The following is an 18609-nucleotide window of genomic DNA, read 5'->3' on the forward strand; positions in this document are numbered from 1 at the left end:
GCTTGGGTCCGGAATCAGGCCGGGACCGTCAGGACACCATCGCGGCGGCGTAGGCGGGCTGGGACCACGCCGGGTCGTCAGCCTTTGCATCCGCCGGAATGCTTGTGGAGGTGGCAGCTTCGTTGAAGCTGTCACCGGCTCCGTAAATCTCGCGGGCAACGCTGGCCGTCAGTTCGTCCGCCGTGCCGTCAAACACCACTTCGCCGTCGCGCATGCCGATCACCCGGTCGCAGTAGTGCCGCGCGGTGTCGAGCGTGTGCAGGTTGGCGATCACCATGCGGCCGTCTTCCACATTGATCTTCTTCAGCGTGTCCATGACGATCTGCGCATTCATGGGATCCAGGCTGGCGATCGGCTCGTCAGCCAGAATGATCTTCGGATCCTGCATCAGGGCGCGGGCAATGGCGACGCGCTGCTGCTGGCCGCCGGAGAGAGCCTCCGCACGCTTAGGCGCCTGCTCGGCGATGCCAAGCCGGTCCAGAATTTCAAGCGCCTTGAGAATATCGGCGCGGGACCATAGGCTGAACAGCGTCTGCATCGTGGAGCGGCGGTTCAGGATGCCGTGCAGCACATTGGAGGCCACATCCATGCGCGGCACCAGGTTGAACTGCTGGAAGATCATGGCGCACTGGGACTGCCAGGCCCGCGAGGCCGCCCCCTTCAGCGCCAGGATGTTGCGGCCCTCAACCAGGATTTCGCCGGCACTGGCATCCGTCAGGCGGTTCATCATGCGCAGGAACGTCGACTTGCCCGCTCCGGACCGGCCGATGATGCCGACGAAGGCGGGACCGGTGACTTCGAAACTGATCCGGTTCACGGCTGCCTTCTGACCGAACAGACGCGTAACTTCCCTGACTTCCAGCATTGGCCACCCCTTTTTGCTCGGCGTAACCTAGTGCTCCTGCATGACATTTTCTTGTAAGAAGCATGAAGATCGTGCGAATGGATTCAGCCAGTTATCTTTTTGATTATTTTATGCAGCAATATACTGAAATAAAAAGGGAAATTCTGAAGGATTTATTCTTCGGCTAAATATCAATCCTGCATTGCGCTGTTCAGATGACCTGCAGGCGTTCACAAAAATCCCGCCCTTCGGGGGAAGGCCGGGAGGTTGATGACAAGGCAGGCTGTGGCGGACGTTTCAGCTCATCCAGCGCAGCTCACGGCCACGCACCGGATTGACGAATGCGCGCCCCTCGGCCTGTGAGGCGGACCACTCGCGCTTCAGCTGCATCCACCAGCGCCCTTGCGTATCCGCATCATTGATCAGCATGAGCTTGGGATTGTACTCCAGCCCCTCGCGCTGCAGGATGACGACGCGGCGGTCCTGACCGAGGAAGACATTCATCAGATGACGGATCAGCGGCTTGAACGGCCCGGTCCAGCCCATACTGGCCCAGAACATCTGCCGCACTTCCGTCTCGTCCTCGCTCACCGGGGTGATGCTGGTCAGACCGACGACGGAGTGCTTCGAGCCCTTGATATGCTCGATGCGCAGGCCCGGCAGCATGTAGCGGATTTCCGTGGTCACATCATCGCCCAGCAGCTTGTAGGCAATGTTCTGCGGCGGCAGCTTGTGGCGCACCATGGCCCAGCCCAGTTCCGACGGCTCGAACAGCTGGCGCTTGGGGCGCAGCTTCGCAGCGTTCTTCTTGAACCACCAGGAGGTATGCACGAAGGCCGCATGCGTGGGGTCCATCAGGCCAAGGGCCGCATGGTCCACCGAACAGACAAAGTGCTGCATGATGTGCAGGGCCGGGCCCTGCTCCACAGCAAAGTCCGGCAGCATCGGCGGCTGCGGCTGGCGGCCTTCCGCCGGGCTTTCGCCATTGGCGGCGAAATAGACCCAGATTAGCCCCTGCCGCTCCACGACGGGATAGGCGCCGCAGGTGATCTTGGAAAAGTCGATGGTTGGTCTTCATGGGTGGAGGGGATATCGACGCAGACGCCATCCGTATCAAAGCGCCAGCCGTGATAGCAGCATTGCGCGGTCTCGCCGTCGAACTTGCCGTGGCGCAGGGGGATGCCCCGGTGCGGGCAGATGTCGCGCAGGGCGAACACCTTGCCGGCTTTGTCCCGGCCCAGCAGCACCATGCCGCCCATCAGCTTCTTGCCGGTCATCGCGCCGGGTTTGATCTCCGCCCCCGGACAGGCCACGTACCACAGACCGCGCAGAAGTTCCGCCTTGAGATTATCCACCTGAAGTCACCCAGAAACCGGCCGCCGAACCTCTTTTGTCCGGGTGTATCCGAGCGGAGCGGCCGGCTCAAGGCTTCGATGCAGCGGCCCGGTCCGCAGCATTACGGATGCTGGCCGGGCAGGAAGGCCTCAGGCGGCGCTGGAGAGAAGCGTGCCGATCTGTTCGCGCGTGCCGGCATAGAGCGAGGAAACCGAAGCGCTCAGGTAGCTGGCGGAGACGCCATTGCCGCTGACATTGATACTGCCTGCACTGGCGGAACGGGCCGAGAGGCCGGTCGCGCTGTCATAGGAAATGCGGTCATAGGACACGAAGGAGGCAGAAATCTTCTGGCCGCCGATCTCGCCTTCGATCAGGGTCTCCGTAATGGTTGCGCTTTCGTAGGCAACAGACGCGGAACCGGAGCTGCCGCTCGCATTTTCACCGATAGCCGAACGGATCTTGCTGGCGGTATCCGTATAATCTTCAATGCTGGCGAGAGATTTCTTCCCGCTTTCCTTTTCGTCAGTTTTGCCCTTCTGCGCAGCGTCCCGCAGGGCATTGATGACGACGGCATCTTCTTCAGCTTTTTTGGCTGCAGCTTCCAGAAGAGAAGTACTTGCGCTATCTTTGGTTGAAGATCCTGAGCCAGCCTTGCCTGCCGCGGGGTTGCCGGACGCACCAGCGGAGGACTGGGTCATGGCGAACATACTGGCAGAGGTGGTCGTGGTCTGGATCGAAAGCTGCATGCCGGGCTCCATCCTGGGCTGCGGGCGGCGAATCTGAAGCAGAGTGTCGGGGGAAAAGATTAACGCACCATTAACCAATCTTTCCGGAAGCTGGATTGCGGACCTAACTGATGGGCTGGGAGGCCGGGGCGGGGAGGATTGAAACGGAGGAAACGATCATGCCGGTCACACAGATCTTCTCGCTTCCCGGCCGCAGCGCCGAGGAAAAACAGCTCATCATGGAATGCATCCATGAGGCGTTGATGACCCGTTTCGACATCCCTCATGACGACCAGTACATGATCTTCAACGAGAAGGCGCGGGAGGACTTCTTCTTTGGCTCGTTCCCCGAAATGGAGCGCAGCGACGCCTTTCTGCTGATCCAGATCACCGTCAGCAACACCCGCAGCGTCGAGATGAAGAAGAACCTCTACAAGGCCATCTGCGACAAGCTCGGCCGCAAGGCGGGCGTCCTGCATGACGACGTGATGGTGTCGCTCGTCGAGGTGACGCGCGACTGCTGGTCCTTCGGCCGGGGCATTGCGCAATACACCTGACCGGCGTCGCATGGAACGCGCAGTCCCGTTCAGCCGCCGGGGGCGAAAAATATCGAAATGTTAACGTCTGAGTGGGACGATTCCCCAGGATAGGACGGATCCTGACGGAAAATCCGTATCCAATCCCGGAGCACTGTCCTTAATCTTGCCGGGATTGGAAGGTTGCTTCGCTGGCTGCCGCCCATTCCCATCCCGTCGCAACAGTTTGCAGGCCGTCCCCAACCATGTGCCGTCTGGCTGCCTATCTTGGAACCGAGATCCCGCTCGAAAATATCATTGCCAAGCCCCGGCATTCCCTGCTCGTTCAGAGCCTGGATGCGCAGGAGGCAAAGCTCAGGGTCAATGGCGACGGGTTCGGTATCGCCTGGTATGGCCATGCAGCAGAGCCGGGCCTGTTCAAGGACGTGCTGCCGGCCTGGGCCGATACCAATCTGCAGAGCATCTGCCGGCTGGTGACCTCGCGGCTGTTTCTGGCGCATGTGCGCGCAGCGACCACGGGAGCGACGTCACGGGACAACTGCCATCCCTTCGCCCATGGCCGCTGGGCCTTCATGCACAATGGGAACATCGGTGATTTCGCGCGCATCCGCCGCGAGATGGAAATGCTCATCAATGAGGATTTCTACGCGCTGCGCCGGGGCACGACGGATTCCGAACTCTTCTTCCTGCTGCTCCTGACCAACGGCCTCGAAGAGAATCCGCGCGCGGCGCTGGATCTGACGCTCTCGCAGGTGCTGGATATAGCCGCCCGGCGGACCACGGGCGAAAAACCCATCCGGCTCACCTGTGTCTTCACCGAGGGCACGGAGCTTTTCGCCTTCCGCTACGCCGACGATGCGGCTGCCCCCACGCTCTATATCTCCGAATGCCTGGACCACGGCGGCCGCGCCTTTGCCTCCGAGCCGCTGGAGGGCGCCTGCGCGCGCTGGCGTCCGGTGGAACAGGGCCATCTTTACCGGCTGTCCCCGGCAGGTGTTGAGCAGACACCGCTGGCCGTGCCGCTGAGCGGCGCGGCACAGCACGTTCTGGAAGCGGCCTGCTGAGTTTTTCAAGCCCGCCCTCATCCCCGCTTGACGGATTTCCATATTCGGGATTTAATCCCAAATATGGAAAGGAAAAGATCAGATCAGGCTGAACTTGATCAGCAGATCGCCCTGCGCCTGCGCCAGTTGCGTCAGGAGAAGGGGCTTTCGCTTGATCAGCTTGCAGCCCTCAGCGGCGTCAGCCGCGCCACCCTGTCGCGGCTGGAGAATGCCGAAGTCAGTCCGACCACGGCCGTACTGGCCAAGCTCTGCACAGCGCATGGGCTGACCCTGTCGCGGCTGATGCAGATGGCGGAGGATGCCTTTCCCGCCGTGGTGCGGCGGGAGGCCCAGCCCGTCTGGACGGACCCGGAAACCGGCCACCGCCGCCGTGTCATCTCTCCGCCCACCAGCGCATTGTCGGGTGAGGTGCTGGAATCCGTTCTGCCGCCCGGCACATCCATCACCTATGAAGCCCCGCCCCGCCCCGGCCTTGAGCACCATCTGGTGATGCTGGATGGCAAGCTGACAGTCACACTCGACGGCGAAGCGCATGAGCTTGCGCCCGGTGACTGCCTGCGGTTCCAGCTCTACGGCGGCAACAGCTTCGAAACGCCGGCAGAAACCGGCGCTTGCTACCTGATTTTCATGGTTTGACCCCCTTACGTAAGGAGATCTTCCTTGTCCGGTATAACCCTTGACCTGCGCCGCAGTCCGGCGCAGCTGGATGACGCATGCCTTGATGGCCTTGCAGACGTGCTTCTCGGCTGCGTCAGCGGCGGGGCCAGCGTCAGCTTTGTGGAGCCCTTCACGCGGCAGGACGCCCGCCGTTTCTTTGAACAGAAGGTGGCCCCGTCCGTTGCCAGCGGCGACAGCGATCTGCTGCTGGCCGTTGTGGAGGGCCGCATTGCCGGAACGGTGCAGCTTGCCTGCGGCACGCCGCCCAACCAGCCGCACCGGGCCGATGTGCGCAAGCTGCTGGTCCACCCGGACTTCCGCCGCCGTGGCATCGCAGAAGCCCTGATGCGTGAGGTGGAGCGGCTGGCGCACGAGCGGGGCCGCAGCCTCATCACCCTCGACACCCGCGAAGGCGATTCAGCCGAACGGCTCTATCTCAAGCTCGGCTACCAGATCCTCGGCCGCATTCCTGCCTATGCCAATCACCCGCAGAGCGGTGAGCCGGAGGGCTGCACCTTCTTCTACAAGGTGCTGGCGTCTCCAGGTGCATAACCCAAGGTGAAGCCTACCAGCTCTGCAGGCTGCGCAGCAGGTGGGCCTTCTTGTGCATGTGCCCGCCCATGCGCGTCAGCAGGCCTTCCAGCACGGCAATGCCCCGGAAGAGATGCGGGCCCTTGTTGAGCATGATGCATTCGGCACGTGCCGCCATGGCGGCGTCGGTCATTTCCCCGCGTGAGGCGATCCCGGTCTTCATCAGGCTCTCCATCACCTGCGTCGCCCAGATCACCGGCACATGCGCGGCTTCGCAGAGCCAGAGGATTTCCTCCTGCATCTCTGCCAGCCGGGCAAAGCCGATTTCCACCGCAAGGTCGCCGCGGGCGATCAACACGGCGGTGGGCTGGCGCCCGGCTGCGCGCACCAGCATGTCCGGCAGGTTGCGCACGGCGCGGCGGGTCTTGATCTTCAGGACAAGGCCGATACTGCGCCAGTCTTCCAGACGCTCCCGGGCAAGCGCTGCCTGCAGCTCTTCCACGTCTTCCGGGGTTTGTACGAAGGAGAACTCCACCCCGTCCGCATGGCGCGCCACGAATGGCAGCAAGTCCCGGTCATCGGCGGTCAGGGCCGGCACCAGCACATCGCTGTCGGGGAAGTTGATGCCCTTCCCGGGCTTCAGTTTGTAACCTTCGATTTCAGGACCGGTGTCGATGCCCAGCACCAGCCCCCAGTCCTGTGCCGACAGAACGGTTGCGGCCAGCTTGCCGTCATCAATGAAGACGCGGTGCCCCGGCTCGGCCGCTTCCAGCGCCTGACCCAGCTCGCATTCGGTCGCCGGCAGCTTGCGCGGCGCCGCGTCAAGGTGGCCCGAACGCACCACAGCCAGTTCACTTTCCGGGAACACCCGGCTGCCGTTCTTGCCTGTCTTCAGGGCCCCGGTGCGGATTTTCGGGCCCGGCAGATCCATCATCACCTTCATCCGGCGGCCGGAGGCATGGGCGGCGGCCTCCACATGGGCGATCATTGAAGCCCAGGTGCTTTCCGCGTCATGGGCGCAGTTGATGCGCACCGCTTCCACGCCAAGATTAGCCAGCTCAGTAAAGAAAGCGGGATCACCTGCAGCTTCACCCGGCACCGTGACGAGCAGACGTGTGGGGCGCGTTTCCTGCAAAGCGCCCAGCAGGGCATCGGCCCTTTGCCGGATGCGCTCCTCACCGGCGAAGAAATGTTCAACCTGCGCCGCGGAAGAGGCGGATGCCGCCAGCCCCTGTCCCGTGACGGCGCCCAGCAGGCGCTCCACCGCATGAAGCGTGGGCATAACGCGGCTCTCCGCCCGGCCGAGGGAGGACAGGCCCGCCGCCATCAGCCGTCTTTGCAAGAGCCGCAGATCCCTGTGCCGCAGGGCAAGATAATGCGAAAGGTTCGCCGCGCTCGGGGCAAAGTCCGGCGTCTCCACCCAGCCGCCCAAGCGCGTGGCCAATGCAGCGCCATCTGCGGCGACGGAGGCGGCAAGCTGGGCCACATCTGCCTGCAACTCCACCAGTGCAGGATCTGCGGGCGGCACCGTGCCTTCTGGCGCCTTCGGCTTTGATGCTGCGGGCTTGCGTGTCCGGGCCGGGTTCTTGCGGGCAGTTGCAGGCTTTGCATCAGCGGCGGATTTTACGGCGGTCATATCATGCTCATCCATGGCGCACCTCCGCCATTTTGGTAGCATCGCCCATGACAGAACCTTGACCCTGCGCAAGCGGCCAGGGAAAACACGCAGTCTTCCGCCTTCCCTTCGTCGCAATCCTCGTCAACACTCACCTCCGGGTACGGGACAGCGCCCGGCAGTGATCTTCACTCGGGGGAAAGAGACCTGTTGGCCGGGAAGTAGACCAAGGAGGCCTGCGGTGAGCAGAAAGGCGAAGCATTTCATCCTGTCCATGGACGGCAGCGGAATCAGAGGCATCATCCCCTTGCGCGTTCTGGAGGCGCTCGACGGGCGCCTGCGCCGCGCGGGCGTGACCCGGCCCCTGCACCAGATTTTCAGCCTGATCTGCGGCACCTCTGCCAGCGGCCTGATTGCAGCGGCCCTCGCCGCGCCGCGCAACGGCGGCGCCGGCGGGGAGGCGGCGGGCACCCTGTCGGACCTGCGCCATTTCTTCGAGGTCGAGGCGCGCGAGCTGTTCACCTACAGCTTCAGCAAGCGCCTTGGCCGCTTTGTCACCAACCCGCTTGGCCTCTTCGACGAGCGCTATGATGCCCGCCCGCTGGAGCGGATGCTCAAGGACCGGTTCGGCTGGACCTCCATGGCAAGCGCCCTCACCCATGTGATGCTGCCGGCCTATGACATCGAACGGCGCAATCTGGTGATGATGTCCAGCGCGCCGGGGACCGATGGGGCGCGGCCGGATGACTACTATTTCTGGGAAGCAGTGCGCGCCTCGATGGCCGAACCATCGTTCTTTGAGCCTGCCCGCATCGACAATCTGACCCGTGGCTGCAACGAAGCGATGATCAGCGGCAGCGCAATTCTCGGCAATCCGGCCATGGCCGCCTATGCGCAGGCCCGCCGCATGGGCTGGGCTGCGGAAGATATCGTGGTGATCTCGCTGGGCACCGGCCATGCCGGCGGACGGGCCTTCGAATTCGGGCCCGCCTGCCGCTGGGGCGCGCTCGGCTGGATGCTGCCGTCGAACGGCGCACCGCTACTCTCGGTGCTGCAGGACGGGCATGCGGCCGCCACCGCCGGTCTGGCGGAACAGGTTTTCGCCGATCTCGACGGCCCGGCCTATTACCGCTTTGACGGCGAGCTGCCGCCGGAAGCCGAGGAGATGGACAATGGCCGGCCCGGCAATCTCATCCTGCTCAACGGCGCGGCCGACCGGATCATCCGCGATCAGACGCTGATGCTGGATGAACTGGCAGCATTGATAGCGGCCAGCTGCGAAGAGGCTGAGGAGGCCGGCGCGACTGCGGGAAAGGAGCGGGAAGCAGTCTGAAAGGGGGCTGAAAAGGCGCATGAAGGACAAGCCCGGAAGCGGCGGCTGACATGATCCGTGATCGCGGCAGGCTTGCCCTCAGCGCCCGACTCTGTTGAGATTCACCGGCAAGGGCCATCATGGCCCTGGCTGCGGATTTCAGTGCTCATGGCTTATCGTTCCTGTGTTTCCCGGCCAACTGCGGCCCGGCGCCTTGCCTTCGCCCTCGCCGCTTTGGGGCTTTCCGGCCTGTTTGATGCTGCCCAGGTGGTGGAAGCCTCCGGCACGCCTGTGGCAAAGCCGGCCGCACGCGAGGCGGCGGCGTCACGGCTGCCGCGCAATCTGGATCCCAATGCTCCGGCCAAGGATTATTTCGGTGCCATGAGAGACCCGGCGCCGCTCGCCTCCCGCGCCATCGGCTCCTATGCCAAGGGCTGCCTTGCGGGGGCGTCGGCCCTGCCCATCAATGGCCCCTCCTGGCAGGTCATGCGCCTGTCGCGCAACCGCAACTGGGGCCATCCGGCCTTGATCAGCTTTCTGGAGGATTTCGCGGCGAAGGCTCCGAAGGTGGGCTGGCGCGGGCTGCTGGTGGGCGATCTGTCCCAGCCGCGCGGCGGGCCGATGACCTCTGGCCACTCCAGCCACCAGATCGGCCTGGACGCGGATATCTGGCTGACGCCGATGCCGGACCGGGTCTTGAGCCGGGACGAGCGGGAAAACATCTCCGCCGTCTCCATGGTCAAGCAGCCGCAGGATGTAGCAGGCGCAGACCGCAGCGTGGACCCGCGGCGCTGGACCGATACTCATGCGGCGCTGATCCGCCTTGCGGCGAAAGACCAGCGCGTTGCACGCATCTTCGTCAATCCCGCGATCAAGAAGGCGCTGTGCCAGTTCGAAACCGGCGACCGGGCCTGGTTGCGCAAGGTGCGGCCCTGGTGGGGCCACGACTATCATTTCCACGTGCGCATGTCCTGCCCGGCCGGCAGTGTGGGCTGCGCCGATCAGGACGAGCCGCCGCAGGGCGACGGCTGCGGCACAGAACTAGCGTCCTGGCTGGCAGATGGCCCGTGGGTGCCGAAGATCGACCCGGAAACCGGCAAACCGCCCCCGGTGCAGAAGAAGCGCCCCCTGGCCCTTGCCGCCCTGCCGAAGACCTGCGGCGAGGTTCTGACCGCCCGTTGAGGGCTTGGGGTAGCTGAGGCCCGGGCGGGTCTGAAGCTCAGAGCCCGGCAAGCGGGAAGATGTCGGCCTTGCGGATGATGAGGCGTCCGGTTTCACCGGCGCTGACGTCAGCCGTCGACGGCACTTCCAGCTCCAGAGCCTCTTCCGGTGCACCGTTGCCGGTGGCCCGGACGATCAGGCGGCGGCCGCCCGGATGGTCGATGACGCGCTGCACGGTGGCAGGGATGCCGCCTTCCGCTTCCCTCTGCCAGCCAAGATCCGCAGGACGGACGTAGATTTCCACCGGCCCGCTCGCCTCTCCGCTGGTGCCCACCGGCTGGCCATCCACCAGAAGCATGCCGCCGCGTGCCTCGCCGGTGAAGCGGTTGGCATCGCCGAGGAAGCGGGTGACGAAGGGCGAGGCCGGGGTGCGGCAGACATCGCGCGGTGTACCCTGCTGTTCGATGCGGCCCTCGTTGAGGATGACCACCCGGTCGGCCAGATCCAGCGCCTCTTCCTGATCGTGCGTGACGAACAGCGTGGTGATGCCCAGCTCGTCGTGGATCTCGCGCAGCCAGCGGCGCAGGTCGCGGCGCACATTGGCGTCGAGCGCGCCGAAAGGCTCGTCCAGCAGCAGCACCTTCGGGTCAACGGCGAGCGCCCGGGCAAGGGCGACACGCTGGCGCTGGCCGCCGGAAATCTGCGAAGGGAAGCGGCTGCCGAGACCGGCAAGGCGCACCAGCGACAGAAGTTCCGCGACCCGCTCCGCGATTTCCTGACGGCTGCGGCGGGTTTTGGAGACCTTCATGCCGAAGGCGATGTTTTCGGCGACGGTCATATGCGGGAAGAGGGCGTAGTGCTGGAACACGAAGCCCACACCCCGGTCGCGCACGGGGATGTTTGTGGCATCTTCCGTGCCGAAGAGGATGCGGCCCTCATCGGCATATTCCAGGCCCGCCACCATGCGCAGGATCGTCGTCTTGCCGGAGCCCGAAGGACCGAGCAGCGCGACCAGCTCACCGCTTCCGATTTCCAGCGAGACACCGCGCACCGCGCGGAAGGTGTTGAAGGTCTTCACCACCGTGTCGAGGACGATTTTCATGGCTTTTCACCCTTGGCCTGATCACCGGAAAGCGGAGCACCGGCAAGCGCCGGGCGGGAGGCACGGCCTGCACCAACGCGTTCCAGAAGCAGCTTGGCGATGATTGTGACCAGCGCCAGCACCGTAAGAATGGCGGCCGCCGCAAAGGCGCCAGCCGTGTTGTAGTCGTGATAGAGCAGTTCCACATGCAGCGGCAGCGTGTTGGTCTGGCCGCGGATATTGCCCGACACCACGGAAACCGCGCCGAACTCGCCCATGACGCGGGCGTTGCACAGCACCACGCCATAGAGCATGGCCCAGCGGATGTTCGGCAGCGTCACCGTCAGGAAGGTGCGCCAGCCCGAAGCGCCCAGCGAGGTCGCTGCCTCTTCCAGATCACGCCCCTGCGCCTGCATCAGCGGGATCAGCTCGCGCGCGACAAAAGGCGCGGTGACGAACATGGAGGCGAGCACGATGCCCGGCAGGGCGAAGAGGATCTTGACGTCCGCCGATTGCAGCATCGGCCCGAACAGGCCCTGCAGCCCATAGACGAACATATAGGCGACGCCCGCCACGATCGGCGAGATGGAGAAGGGGATCTCGATCACGACGATCAGCAGGCGCTTGCCGGGGAAGTCGAATTTGGTGATGGCCCAGGCGGCGGCAATGCCGAAGGCCGTGTTGATGGGCACGGCGATGAGCGCGGTCAGCACCGTCAGGCCGATGGCATGCAGCGTGTCCGGCTGGGCGATGGTGGCCGCGAAGAAGCCGAAGCCCTTGCTGAAGGCCTGCGCGAAGATGACGAGCAGCGGCGCCAGCAGCACGATGGCGCCAACGCCCAGCACGATGCCGGTCAGCGTGCGGCGGATCGCCGGACTGTCGCCGACGCGGGGCGGCTTGCGGGAGGTATGGGCATGCGCCATGGCTCAGCCCCTCGTCATGTAGCGCAGGGCACGGGCCTGCAGCAGGTTGGTGATGGCCAGCATGACAAAGGCGGTGATCAGCATGACCGAGGCGATGGCGGCGGCAGCCTGATACTCGTATTCCTCCAGCCGGATGAAAGCGAGAAGCGCCGTGATCTCGGTCTGGAACGGCTGGTTGCCGGCGATGAAGATGATTGCGCCGAACTCGCCAAGGCTGCGGGCAAAGGCGAGCGATGTGCCTGCCAGCAGCGCCGGGGTCAGCAGCGGCAGGATCACATTGCGGAAAATCCGCGCATCCGAGCCGCCGAGCGACTGGGCCGCCTCCTCCAGCGCCGGATCGAGATCCTCCAGCACCGGCTGCACCGTGCGCACGATGAAGGGCAGGCTGGTGAAGGCCATCGCCACCATGATGCCGAGCGGCGTGTAGGCGACCTTGATGCCGAGCGGGGCAAGGAATTGCCCGATCCAGCCGGTTTCCACGAAAAGCGTGGTCAGCGCGATGCCCGCAACTGCTGTCGGCAGGGCAAAGGGCAGGTCCACCATGGCATCGATCAGCCGCTTGCCAGGAAACTCGTAGCGCACCAGCACCCAGGCCAGGATGAGGCCGAAGACCAGATTGAACAGCGTTGCCGCCAGCGCGGAACCGGCCGTGACCATGTAGCTCGCCACCGCCCGTTCGGAGGAGACGATCTGCCAATAGGCCGTTGGGCCGAGGCTGGCGGCCTTGTAGACCAGTGCGCCCAGCGGCAGCAGCACGATCAGGCTGACATAGAACAGCGTGACGCCGAGCGATAACGGCAGTCCCGGCAGGACGCGGCGGTGCCTCATCCGGCTTCTCCTGGTGTGGCGGTCTTCAGGTTGCGGGGTGCGGCCCCTTTCAAGCCGAAACCGGCAGGCACGGGCCCGCCGGTCTCAGATGCTGTGATTGCGCAGGGAAATCAGCGGTTTCCGAACAGCTTGTCAAGCTTGGCGCCGGAGGCAAAGTGCTCTTCCTGTGCCTTGTCCCAGCCGCCGAAGACGTCTTCCACGGTGACGAGGCGCACTTCGGGGAAGCTGTCCTTGAACTCGGCCTTCACAGCTTCATCATGCACCCGGTTGCCACGGGCCGCCACGATGCGCTGGCCTTCCGGCGCATAGAGGAAGTCGAGGTAAGCCTTGGCGAGATCGCGGGAGCCCCGGGCATCCACCACACGGTCAACGATGGCTACCGGAAACTCGGCCAGAATGCTGACGGACGGGGTGACGAGATCGAATTTGTCTTCGCCGAATTCCTTGGCGATGCCCTTGGTCTCGGCCTCGAAGGTGATCAGCACGTCGCCGGTGCCGCGCTCCACGAAGGTGGTGGTGGAGCCGCGCCCGCCCGTGTCGAACACCGGCACATTGGCGAAGAGTTTTGCGATGAACTCGTCCACCTTGGCCTCGTCACCGTTGAAGGCTTCGCGGGCATAGGCGGTGGCAGCCAGATAGGTGTAGCGGGCGTTGCCGGAGGTCTTCGGGTTCGGGAAGATCACCTTCACGTCGTCGCGGACGAGATCACTCCAGTCCTTGATGTTCTTCGGATTGCCCTCGCGCACCAGGAAAGCCGGCAGGGAGTAATAGGGAGACGCGCGGTTCGGGAAGTCTTCCACCCAGTCCGCCGACACGGCACCGCCCTTGACCAGGGCGTTGATATCCGTGGTCTGGTTGAAGGTCACCACGTCTGCTTCCATGCCCTCCAGAATGGCGCGGGCCTGCTTGGAGGAGCCGGCGTGCGACTGGTCGATGGAGACATCCTTGCCCGTCTTTGCCTTGTAGTCCGCAATGAAGGCCGTGTTGACCTCGGCAAACAGTTCGCGGGAAATGTCATAGGAGGCATTGAGCAGCTTGTCGGCGGCAGAGGCCTGCAGCGGCGCGGTCAGAAGTGCGGCGGCAGCAGCACCGGCTGCCAGAAGAGCCTTGAATGTCATGATGGGAACCCCGGTTTGATGTTGCCAGAAGCATAATCAAGGCATGGCAGGACACGAGGCATGGCGGTCTTCGGCAGGCGCCAAGAGGAAAAACCTATGCCAAATTGCTGCCAATCCGGGGTGTGCTGTTCCTGCTGACAGCAAAGGACCGGGGGCAGGACGCAGGGTGGCCTGCGTCCTTAAAGAATACGCGGGAGGTGCACCCGGATCACGCCGCCGTTTTTGGCGTAAATCCGGTCACATCCACCAGCCGGGTGCAGATGCGGGCGCGGGCTTCCCCGTCGTGGAAGATGCCGACAATAGCCGCACCGCGCGCCTTGGCTTCGGTAATGAGCGAGAGCACCACTTCCCGGTTGGCGGCATCAAGGCTTGCGGTGGGCTCGTCCAGCAGCAGGGCCGGATAGGCATGGGCAAAGCCACGGGCGATGTTGACGCGCTGCTGCTCCCCGCCGGAGAAGGTGGTGGGCGAGAGCTGCCAGAGCCTTTCGGGGACATTGAGCCGCCGCAGCAGATCCGCCCCGCGCGCCCGGGCCTCCTCCAGCGGCGTGCCCAGTTGCAGCAGCGGCTCGGCCACCACATCCAGTGCAGGCACACGCGGCACCACGCGCAGAAACTGGCTGACATAGCCCAGCGTCTCGCGGCGCAGGCGGATGATCTGGCGCGGCCCGGCCTTCGTCACATCGGTGCCGCCCACGAGGATCCGCCCGCCGGCGGCCAGATAATTGCCGTAGATCATCCGCATCAGCGTGGACTTGCCCGCGCCCGACTGGCCGGTGAGGCCGATACACTCGCCCGGCTCGACGGTGAGGTTCGCCCCTTCCATCACCGGGATCACGGCGCTGCCCTGATTGTGCAGGGTGAAGGACTTCGACAGGTTTTCAATCCGGATCATGGCCTACACCTGCAGGACGGAGGAAACGAGGAGCTGGGTATAGGCATGCTGCGGATCGTCCAGCACCTGATCGGTGAGGCCCTGCTCCACGACGCGTCCGGATTTCATCACCATCAGCCGGTCGGCGAGAAGCCGCACCACCGCAAGGTCATGGGTGACGATGATCACCGACAGGCCGAGGTCGCGCACCAGCCCGCGCAGCAGATCGAGAAGCCGCGCCTGCACGCTGACGTCCAGCCCGCCGGTCGGCTCGTCCATGAAGACAAGGCGCGGGCCGGTGACCAGATTGCGGGCGATCTGCAGGCGCTGCTGCATGCCGCCGGAAAAGGCGGAGGGGCGGTCGTCGATGCGGTCGGCGGCGATTTCCACCCGTCCCAGCCAGTCCGTGGCCTTGTCGCGGATCGCGCCGTAATGCCGGGCGCCGACAGCCATCAGCCGCTCGCCCACATTGCCGCCGGCGGACACCCCCATGCGCAACCCGTCACGCGGGTTCTGGTGCACATAGGCCCATTCGGTGCGCGACAACCGCCGCCTGGCGGTTTCCGCCATGGCCAGCACATCGTGCCCGTCATAGAGCACGGCGCCTTCATCCGGCTGCTGGTGTCCGGCAAGGCAGGACAAAAGGGTGGACTTGCCCGAACCGCTTTCCCCGACGATGCCCAGCACCTCGCCGGGGTAAAGATCGAAGGACACACCGGCGCAGCCGGTGCGGGCGCCATAGCGCCGGGTAAGGCCGGACACCTTCAGAAGCGGTGTATCCGTGATGGTCTGATGAAGGCTCATCGCACCATCTCCCCTGCCCCGGCAACCGGGCTTGCACTCAGCCGCCCGGTGTGGCCGCAGGCCTGCCGCTGGCCGCAATAATCGGTGTCGGAACAGACGAACATCCGGCTGCCGGCGTCATCCGTGATCACCTCGTCCAGATAGCTGTCTTCCGCCCCGCACAGGTCGCAGGTATGCGGCGCCTTGCCGGGAACGAAGGGGTGATCGTCAAAGTCGAGGCTGACCACCTGCGTGTAGGGCGGCAGGGCATAGATGCGCTGCTCGCGCCCCGCGCCGAAAAGCTGGATCGCCGGATTGCCCGAAAGCTTCGGATTGTCGAATTTCGGGATCGGCGAAGGGTCCATCACATAGCGCCCTTCCACCTTCACCGGATAATCATAGGCCGTGGCGATCTCGCCATGGCGGGCGATGTCCTCATAGAGCTTCACATGCATGAGGCCGTATTCCTCCAACTCATGCATCTTGCGTGTTTCCGTCTCACGCGGCTCCAGAAAGCGCAGGGGCTCGGGGATCGGCACCTGATAGACGAGGATCTGGCCCTCGGTCAGCGGCGTTTCCGGAATGCGGTGGCGCGTCTGGATCAGGGTTGCCTCACCGGTCCGCTCGGTCACGGCAACGCTGGCCGTGCGCTGGAAGAAGCGGCGGATGCTGACCGCGTTGGTGGTGTCGTCCGCTCCCTGATCGATCACCTTCAGCCGGTCCTCCGGCACAAGGCAGGCCGCCGTCACCTGAACACCGCCTGTGCCCCAGCCATAGGGCATCGGCATCTCGCGGCTGGCAAAGGGCACCTGATAACCGGGAACGGCAATGCCCTTGAGGATGGCGCGGCGGATCATCCGCTTGGTCTGCTCGTCCAGATAGGCGAAGTTGTAGGCATCGTCGGTCATTCGGCGGCCTCCCTGCCGGCGGTTGCGTTGCGGGCGGCTTCTGCTTCCGCCCGCAGGCGGCGCACCAGTTCCAGCTCCGCCTGGAAATCCACGTAATGCGGCAGCTTGATGTGCTCCAGAAAGCCTGTCGCCTGGATGTTGTCGCAGTGAGACAGCACAAATTCCTCATCCTGCGCGGGGGCGCCGATGTAGTCCTCGCCCAGTTCCTGCCAGCGCAGAGCCCGGTCCACCAGCGACATGGCGATGGACTTGCGCTCCGACTGACCGAAGACGAGGCCATAGCCGCGGGTGAACTGCGGCGGCTCGGTGCGCGAGCCGGTGAACTGGTTGACTGTCTCGCATTCCGCCAGCTCGATTTCGCCGATTTCGATGGCAAAGCCCAGTTCCGGAATATCCATTTCCACCGCCACCGTGCCGATGCGCAATTCGCCGACGAAGGCATGGGTGCGCCCGTAGCCGCGCTGGGTGGAATAGGCGAGCGACAGGATGAAGCCCTCATCCCCGCGCGTGATCGCCTGCAGCCGCAAGGGGCGGCTGGCGGGTAGCTCCAGCGGCTCGCGGGTCAGGTCCGGCGGGGTGGCATCGCTCAGCGGCTCCTCCTGAATGAGCCCGTCACGGCCAAGAAAGCCGGTGACATGTGGCACCGGTCCGCCTTCTGCCGGGGCCTGCGGGGCCGGGTCAACATCCCCTTCGGCGACCAGTTTGAAGTCGATCAGCCGGTGGGTGTAGTCGAATGTCGGCCCGAGGATCTGCCCGCCCGGCAGGTCCTTGAACGTGGCCGAAACCCGGCGGTCCACGGCCATGCCGGCCGTTTCCACCGGCAGCGAGGCACCGAAGCGCGGCAAGGTGGTGCGGTAGGCGCGGATGAGGAAGATGGCCTCGATCAGATCGCCGCGCGCCTGCTTGATGGCGAGGGCGGCAAGATCGGGATCATAAAGACTGCCCTCCGCCATCACCCGGTTGACGGCGAGCTTCAGCTGTTCTCGGATCTGCGGCACGGTGAGTTCGGCGACGGAGGTGTCCCCGCGCCGCTCCTCCGCCAGCCATTCATGGGCATTGCCGATGGCGCGTTCGCCACCCTTGACGGCGACATACATCAGCAAGCCTCCACGATGGTTGTGCGCGGCAGCCCGGCGATCTGGCGGCCTGCGGTCAGGAAGAAGTCGAGCCCAAGCGGAAAGAGTGCATGGTTCTGCCGGAACAGCTCCGGATCGGGCAGGTTCAGCAGGGCTTCATCCGCAATGCCCGGCCCCCTCAGGCGGCAGCCTTCGGCAGCAAGCCGCTCCACTTCCAGCACCAGCGTCGCAGAGCGGTCCGGATAATCCGGGCCGCCGATGGAGAACTGCTCCATGAAGGGCTTCAGGTCCTCAAGGCGTCCGAGGGCAAAGCGGATGCTGGCGGCATCTGCCCCTGCCTCAAGGCTGGCCGCCGTCAGCACCGGGGCGCCGGTGTGGAAGGTGACCCAGCCGCGCATGGCCTCGCAATCCGCGTCACCTGCCAGAAACACCGGCGTCGTGGTATCGGCGAGGGTCAGGAGCACGGTTCCGGCGGCAGGGGAAACGGGCAGCGGCGGCTGGGCCGCGTCCAGCGTGCGGATGGTGCCGGGGCGGGCGAGCGCTTCCAGCAGGCAGCGGAAGGCGCGCGCTGCTTCGATGGGCGCGTCGGCGAAGCCGCCGGTCAGGGCGCCGGTCAGGGCGTTGTTGGGCGTCATCAGTCTTCTCCGCGCACGAGGGTGAAGAAATCGACCTTGGTGGCGGCGGCCTTTTCCGCCCGCAGCTGCCGGGCGCTGGCTGCCTCTGCGGCCAGCACATCCAGCACGCGGGCCTGAAGATCTGCCGCGGCCTCTGTCTGCATCAGCGCATCAACACAGGCCGCGCGGGTGGCATGGGCCTTGTCGCGCCCCTGCACATAGGCATGCCCCACCTCGCCGCCGGGGAGCTGGACGGAGCAGCGGGTGATCGTCATCTCACCCAGATTGAAGGGCGCGCCCGTGCCGCCCATCCGCCCCCGCACCATCACCGCCCCGGCTTCGGGACGGCGCAGCAGCGTGTGGTCCGGCAGTTCCGGAAACAGCACGGCCAGACGCGCCGGACTGGCCTTGGCCAGCAGCGACAGCCAGACCTTGCGCTGGCTGTGCGGCTCGTCCTCCTTGGGGGAAACGGCGGACTTCATCGGCACCTCGACATCTTTGGATCCTGTCTATATAATAATAGACAACTAGACATATTGATATCGCAAGGGGCCATGCGGTTCAACCGCCGTCTTGTGAAATTTTTGCGACGGGCGGCATTCAGCATCGGGCATGCAGAGACTTCGG

Annotated in this window: 21 protein-coding genes; 6 read left to right on the forward strand and 15 right to left on the reverse strand. The window is 64.8% G+C overall.

The window, feature by feature from the left end; translation table 11 throughout:
* Nucleotides 1-28 precede the first annotated feature (28 nt).
* From phnC to ASC48_RS03270, 4 genes are all read right to left on the reverse strand, one after another.
* The gene (gene phnC, locus ASC48_RS03260) at nt 29-865 is read right to left on the reverse strand and encodes a phosphonate ABC transporter ATP-binding protein (protein ID WP_055454400.1); all 837 of its coding nucleotides are present in this window, start codon (nt 863-865) and stop codon (nt 29-31) included.
* Nucleotides 866-1141: 276 nt separating this feature from the next.
* Entirely contained in the window at nt 1142-1870 is a 729-nt protein-coding gene (locus ASC48_RS03265; RefSeq protein WP_208975524.1) for a hypothetical protein, read from the reverse strand.
* On the reverse strand, nt 1852-2199 hold the full coding sequence (locus ASC48_RS19725) for a Rieske 2Fe-2S domain-containing protein (protein ID WP_208975525.1): 348 nt from the start codon (nt 2197-2199) through the stop codon (nt 1852-1854). Before ASC48_RS19725 ends, ASC48_RS03265 begins: the two co-directional genes overlap by 19 nt.
* A 129-nt stretch (nt 2200-2328) precedes the next feature.
* Nucleotides 2329-2925, reverse strand: coding sequence for a hypothetical protein (locus ASC48_RS03270; RefSeq protein ID WP_055454808.1), 597 nt, complete (start codon nt 2923-2925; stop codon nt 2329-2331).
* A gap of 158 nt (nt 2926-3083) precedes the next feature.
* On the opposite strand from ASC48_RS03270, the gene ASC48_RS03275 reads away from it, so the two are divergent.
* The 4 genes from ASC48_RS03275 (at nt 3084) to ASC48_RS03290 (ending at nt 5713) form a co-directional block, all read left to right on the forward strand.
* A complete protein-coding gene (locus ASC48_RS03275) occupies nt 3084-3461 on the forward strand; it encodes a tautomerase family protein (protein WP_072242533.1) in 378 nt (125 codons plus the stop codon).
* A gap of 224 nt (nt 3462-3685) precedes the next feature.
* The gene (locus tag ASC48_RS03280) at nt 3686-4504 is read left to right on the forward strand and encodes a class II glutamine amidotransferase (protein WP_055454402.1); all 819 of its coding nucleotides are present in this window, start codon (nt 3686-3688) and stop codon (nt 4502-4504) included.
* Nucleotides 4505-4567: 63 nt separating this feature from the next.
* The gene (locus ASC48_RS03285) at nt 4568-5140 is read left to right on the forward strand and encodes a helix-turn-helix domain-containing protein (RefSeq protein WP_055454403.1); all 573 of its coding nucleotides are present in this window, start codon (nt 4568-4570) and stop codon (nt 5138-5140) included.
* 24 nt (nt 5141-5164) lie between these two features.
* Complete coding sequence (locus ASC48_RS03290; RefSeq protein WP_055454404.1) at nt 5165-5713, forward strand: GNAT family N-acetyltransferase; 549 nt, start codon at nt 5165-5167, stop codon at nt 5711-5713.
* A gap of 13 nt (nt 5714-5726) precedes the next feature.
* Here the strand turns inward: ASC48_RS03290 and ASC48_RS03295 are convergent, their stop codons facing one another.
* Entirely contained in the window at nt 5727-7343 is a 1617-nt protein-coding gene (locus ASC48_RS03295) for a pyruvate kinase (RefSeq protein WP_082439963.1), read from the reverse strand.
* Between the two features lie 205 nt (nt 7344-7548).
* Here ASC48_RS03295 and ASC48_RS03300 point away from each other — a divergent pair, with 205 nt between their 5' ends.
* Both ASC48_RS03300 and mepA read left to right on the forward strand, forming a co-directional pair.
* Nucleotides 7549-8640, forward strand: coding sequence for a patatin-like phospholipase family protein (locus ASC48_RS03300; protein ID WP_082439964.1), 1092 nt, complete (start codon nt 7549-7551; stop codon nt 8638-8640).
* Nucleotides 8641-8787: 147 nt separating this feature from the next.
* On the forward strand, nt 8788-9801 hold the full coding sequence (mepA, locus tag ASC48_RS03305) for a penicillin-insensitive murein endopeptidase (protein ID WP_055454405.1): 1014 nt from the start codon (nt 8788-8790) through the stop codon (nt 9799-9801).
* A gap of 37 nt (nt 9802-9838) precedes the next feature.
* Here mepA and ASC48_RS03310 read toward each other — a convergent pair whose 3' ends face one another.
* The 10 genes from ASC48_RS03310 to phnG all read right to left on the reverse strand — a co-directional run bounded on the left by ASC48_RS03310 (nt 9839) and on the right by phnG (nt 18464).
* Nucleotides 9839-10882 carry a sulfate/molybdate ABC transporter ATP-binding protein gene (locus ASC48_RS03310; RefSeq protein WP_055454406.1) on the reverse strand — a complete coding sequence of 348 codons (1044 nt, stop codon included), beginning with the start codon at nt 10880-10882 and terminating at the stop codon, nt 9839-9841.
* Nucleotides 10879-11784 carry a sulfate ABC transporter permease subunit CysW gene (gene cysW, locus ASC48_RS03315; RefSeq protein WP_055454407.1) on the reverse strand — a complete coding sequence of 302 codons (906 nt, stop codon included), beginning with the start codon at nt 11782-11784 and terminating at the stop codon, nt 10879-10881. Before cysW ends, ASC48_RS03310 begins: the two co-directional genes overlap by 4 nt.
* Before the next feature lie 3 nt (nt 11785-11787).
* Nucleotides 11788-12612 carry a sulfate ABC transporter permease subunit CysT gene (cysT, locus tag ASC48_RS03320; protein ID WP_055454408.1) on the reverse strand — a complete coding sequence of 275 codons (825 nt, stop codon included), beginning with the start codon at nt 12610-12612 and terminating at the stop codon, nt 11788-11790.
* A 110-nt stretch (nt 12613-12722) separates the two neighbouring features.
* Nucleotides 12723-13730 (reverse strand): sulfate ABC transporter substrate-binding protein, encoded by a 1008-nt coding sequence (locus tag ASC48_RS03325; protein ID WP_141658861.1) that lies wholly within the window; start codon nt 13728-13730, stop codon nt 12723-12725.
* Nucleotides 13731-13938: 208 nt separating this feature from the next.
* A complete protein-coding gene (gene phnL, locus ASC48_RS03330; protein WP_055454409.1) occupies nt 13939-14622 on the reverse strand; it encodes a phosphonate C-P lyase system protein PhnL in 684 nt (227 codons plus the stop codon).
* Between the two features lie 3 nt (nt 14623-14625).
* The gene (phnK, locus tag ASC48_RS03335; protein WP_208975550.1) at nt 14626-15387 is read right to left on the reverse strand and encodes a phosphonate C-P lyase system protein PhnK; all 762 of its coding nucleotides are present in this window, start codon (nt 15385-15387) and stop codon (nt 14626-14628) included.
* Between the two features lie 14 nt (nt 15388-15401).
* Nucleotides 15402-16292 (reverse strand): alpha-D-ribose 1-methylphosphonate 5-phosphate C-P-lyase PhnJ, encoded by an 891-nt coding sequence (locus ASC48_RS03340; protein ID WP_055454411.1) that lies wholly within the window; start codon nt 16290-16292, stop codon nt 15402-15404.
* Entirely contained in the window at nt 16289-17389 is a 1101-nt protein-coding gene (locus ASC48_RS03345; protein WP_055454412.1) for a carbon-phosphorus lyase complex subunit, read from the reverse strand. Before ASC48_RS03345 ends, ASC48_RS03340 begins: the two co-directional genes overlap by 4 nt.
* Nucleotides 17389-18003 (reverse strand): phosphonate C-P lyase system protein PhnH, encoded by a 615-nt coding sequence (phnH, locus tag ASC48_RS03350; RefSeq protein ID WP_055454413.1) that lies wholly within the window; start codon nt 18001-18003, stop codon nt 17389-17391. Before phnH ends, ASC48_RS03345 begins: the two co-directional genes overlap by 1 nt.
* Nucleotides 18003-18464, reverse strand: a complete 462-nt coding sequence (gene phnG / locus ASC48_RS03355; RefSeq protein ID WP_055454414.1) for a phosphonate C-P lyase system protein PhnG — start codon at nt 18462-18464, stop codon at nt 18003-18005. Before phnG ends, phnH begins: the two co-directional genes overlap by 1 nt.
* Nucleotides 18465-18609: the final 145 nt, after the last annotated feature.

The organism is Pannonibacter indicus (assembly GCF_001418225.1).
GTDB lineage: Bacteria > Pseudomonadota > Alphaproteobacteria > Rhizobiales > Stappiaceae > Pannonibacter > Pannonibacter indicus.

Coding starts and splice junctions, on each gene's coding strand:
- cysT (WP_055454408.1), bottom strand. CDS start 12,612: ATGAGGCACCGCCGCGTCCTGCCGGGACTGCCGTTATCGCTCGGCGTC.
- ASC48_RS03285 (WP_055454403.1), top strand. CDS start 4,568: ATGGAAAGGAAAAGATCAGATCAGGCTGAACTTGATCAGCAGATCGCC.
- ASC48_RS03340 (WP_055454411.1), bottom strand. CDS start 16,292: ATGACCGACGATGCCTACAACTTCGCCTATCTGGACGAGCAGACCAAG.
- ASC48_RS03270 (WP_055454808.1), bottom strand. CDS start 2,925: ATGCAGCTTTCGATCCAGACCACGACCACCTCTGCCAGTATGTTCGCC.
- ASC48_RS03280 (WP_055454402.1), top strand. CDS start 3,686: ATGTGCCGTCTGGCTGCCTATCTTGGAACCGAGATCCCGCTCGAAAAT.
- ASC48_RS03275 (WP_072242533.1), top strand. CDS start 3,084: ATGCCGGTCACACAGATCTTCTCGCTTCCCGGCCGCAGCGCCGAGGAA.
- phnC (WP_055454400.1), bottom strand. CDS start 865: ATGCTGGAAGTCAGGGAAGTTACGCGTCTGTTCGGTCAGAAGGCAGCC.
- ASC48_RS03310 (WP_055454406.1), bottom strand. CDS start 10,882: ATGAAAATCGTCCTCGACACGGTGGTGAAGACCTTCAACACCTTCCGC.
- mepA (WP_055454405.1), top strand. CDS start 8,788: ATGGCTTATCGTTCCTGTGTTTCCCGGCCAACTGCGGCCCGGCGCCTT.
- ASC48_RS03325 (WP_141658861.1), bottom strand. CDS start 13,730: ATGACATTCAAGGCTCTTCTGGCAGCCGGTGCTGCTGCCGCCGCACTT.
- phnL (WP_055454409.1), bottom strand. CDS start 14,622: ATGATCCGGATTGAAAACCTGTCGAAGTCCTTCACCCTGCACAATCAG.
- phnH (WP_055454413.1), bottom strand. CDS start 18,003: ATGACGCCCAACAACGCCCTGACCGGCGCCCTGACCGGCGGCTTCGCC.
- cysW (WP_055454407.1), bottom strand. CDS start 11,784: ATGGCGCATGCCCATACCTCCCGCAAGCCGCCCCGCGTCGGCGACAGT.
- ASC48_RS03295 (WP_082439963.1), bottom strand. CDS start 7,343: ATGGATGAGCATGATATGACCGCCGTAAAATCCGCCGCTGATGCAAAG.
- phnG (WP_055454414.1), bottom strand. CDS start 18,464: ATGAAGTCCGCCGTTTCCCCCAAGGAGGACGAGCCGCACAGCCAGCGC.
- ASC48_RS03345 (WP_055454412.1), bottom strand. CDS start 17,389: ATGTATGTCGCCGTCAAGGGTGGCGAACGCGCCATCGGCAATGCCCAT.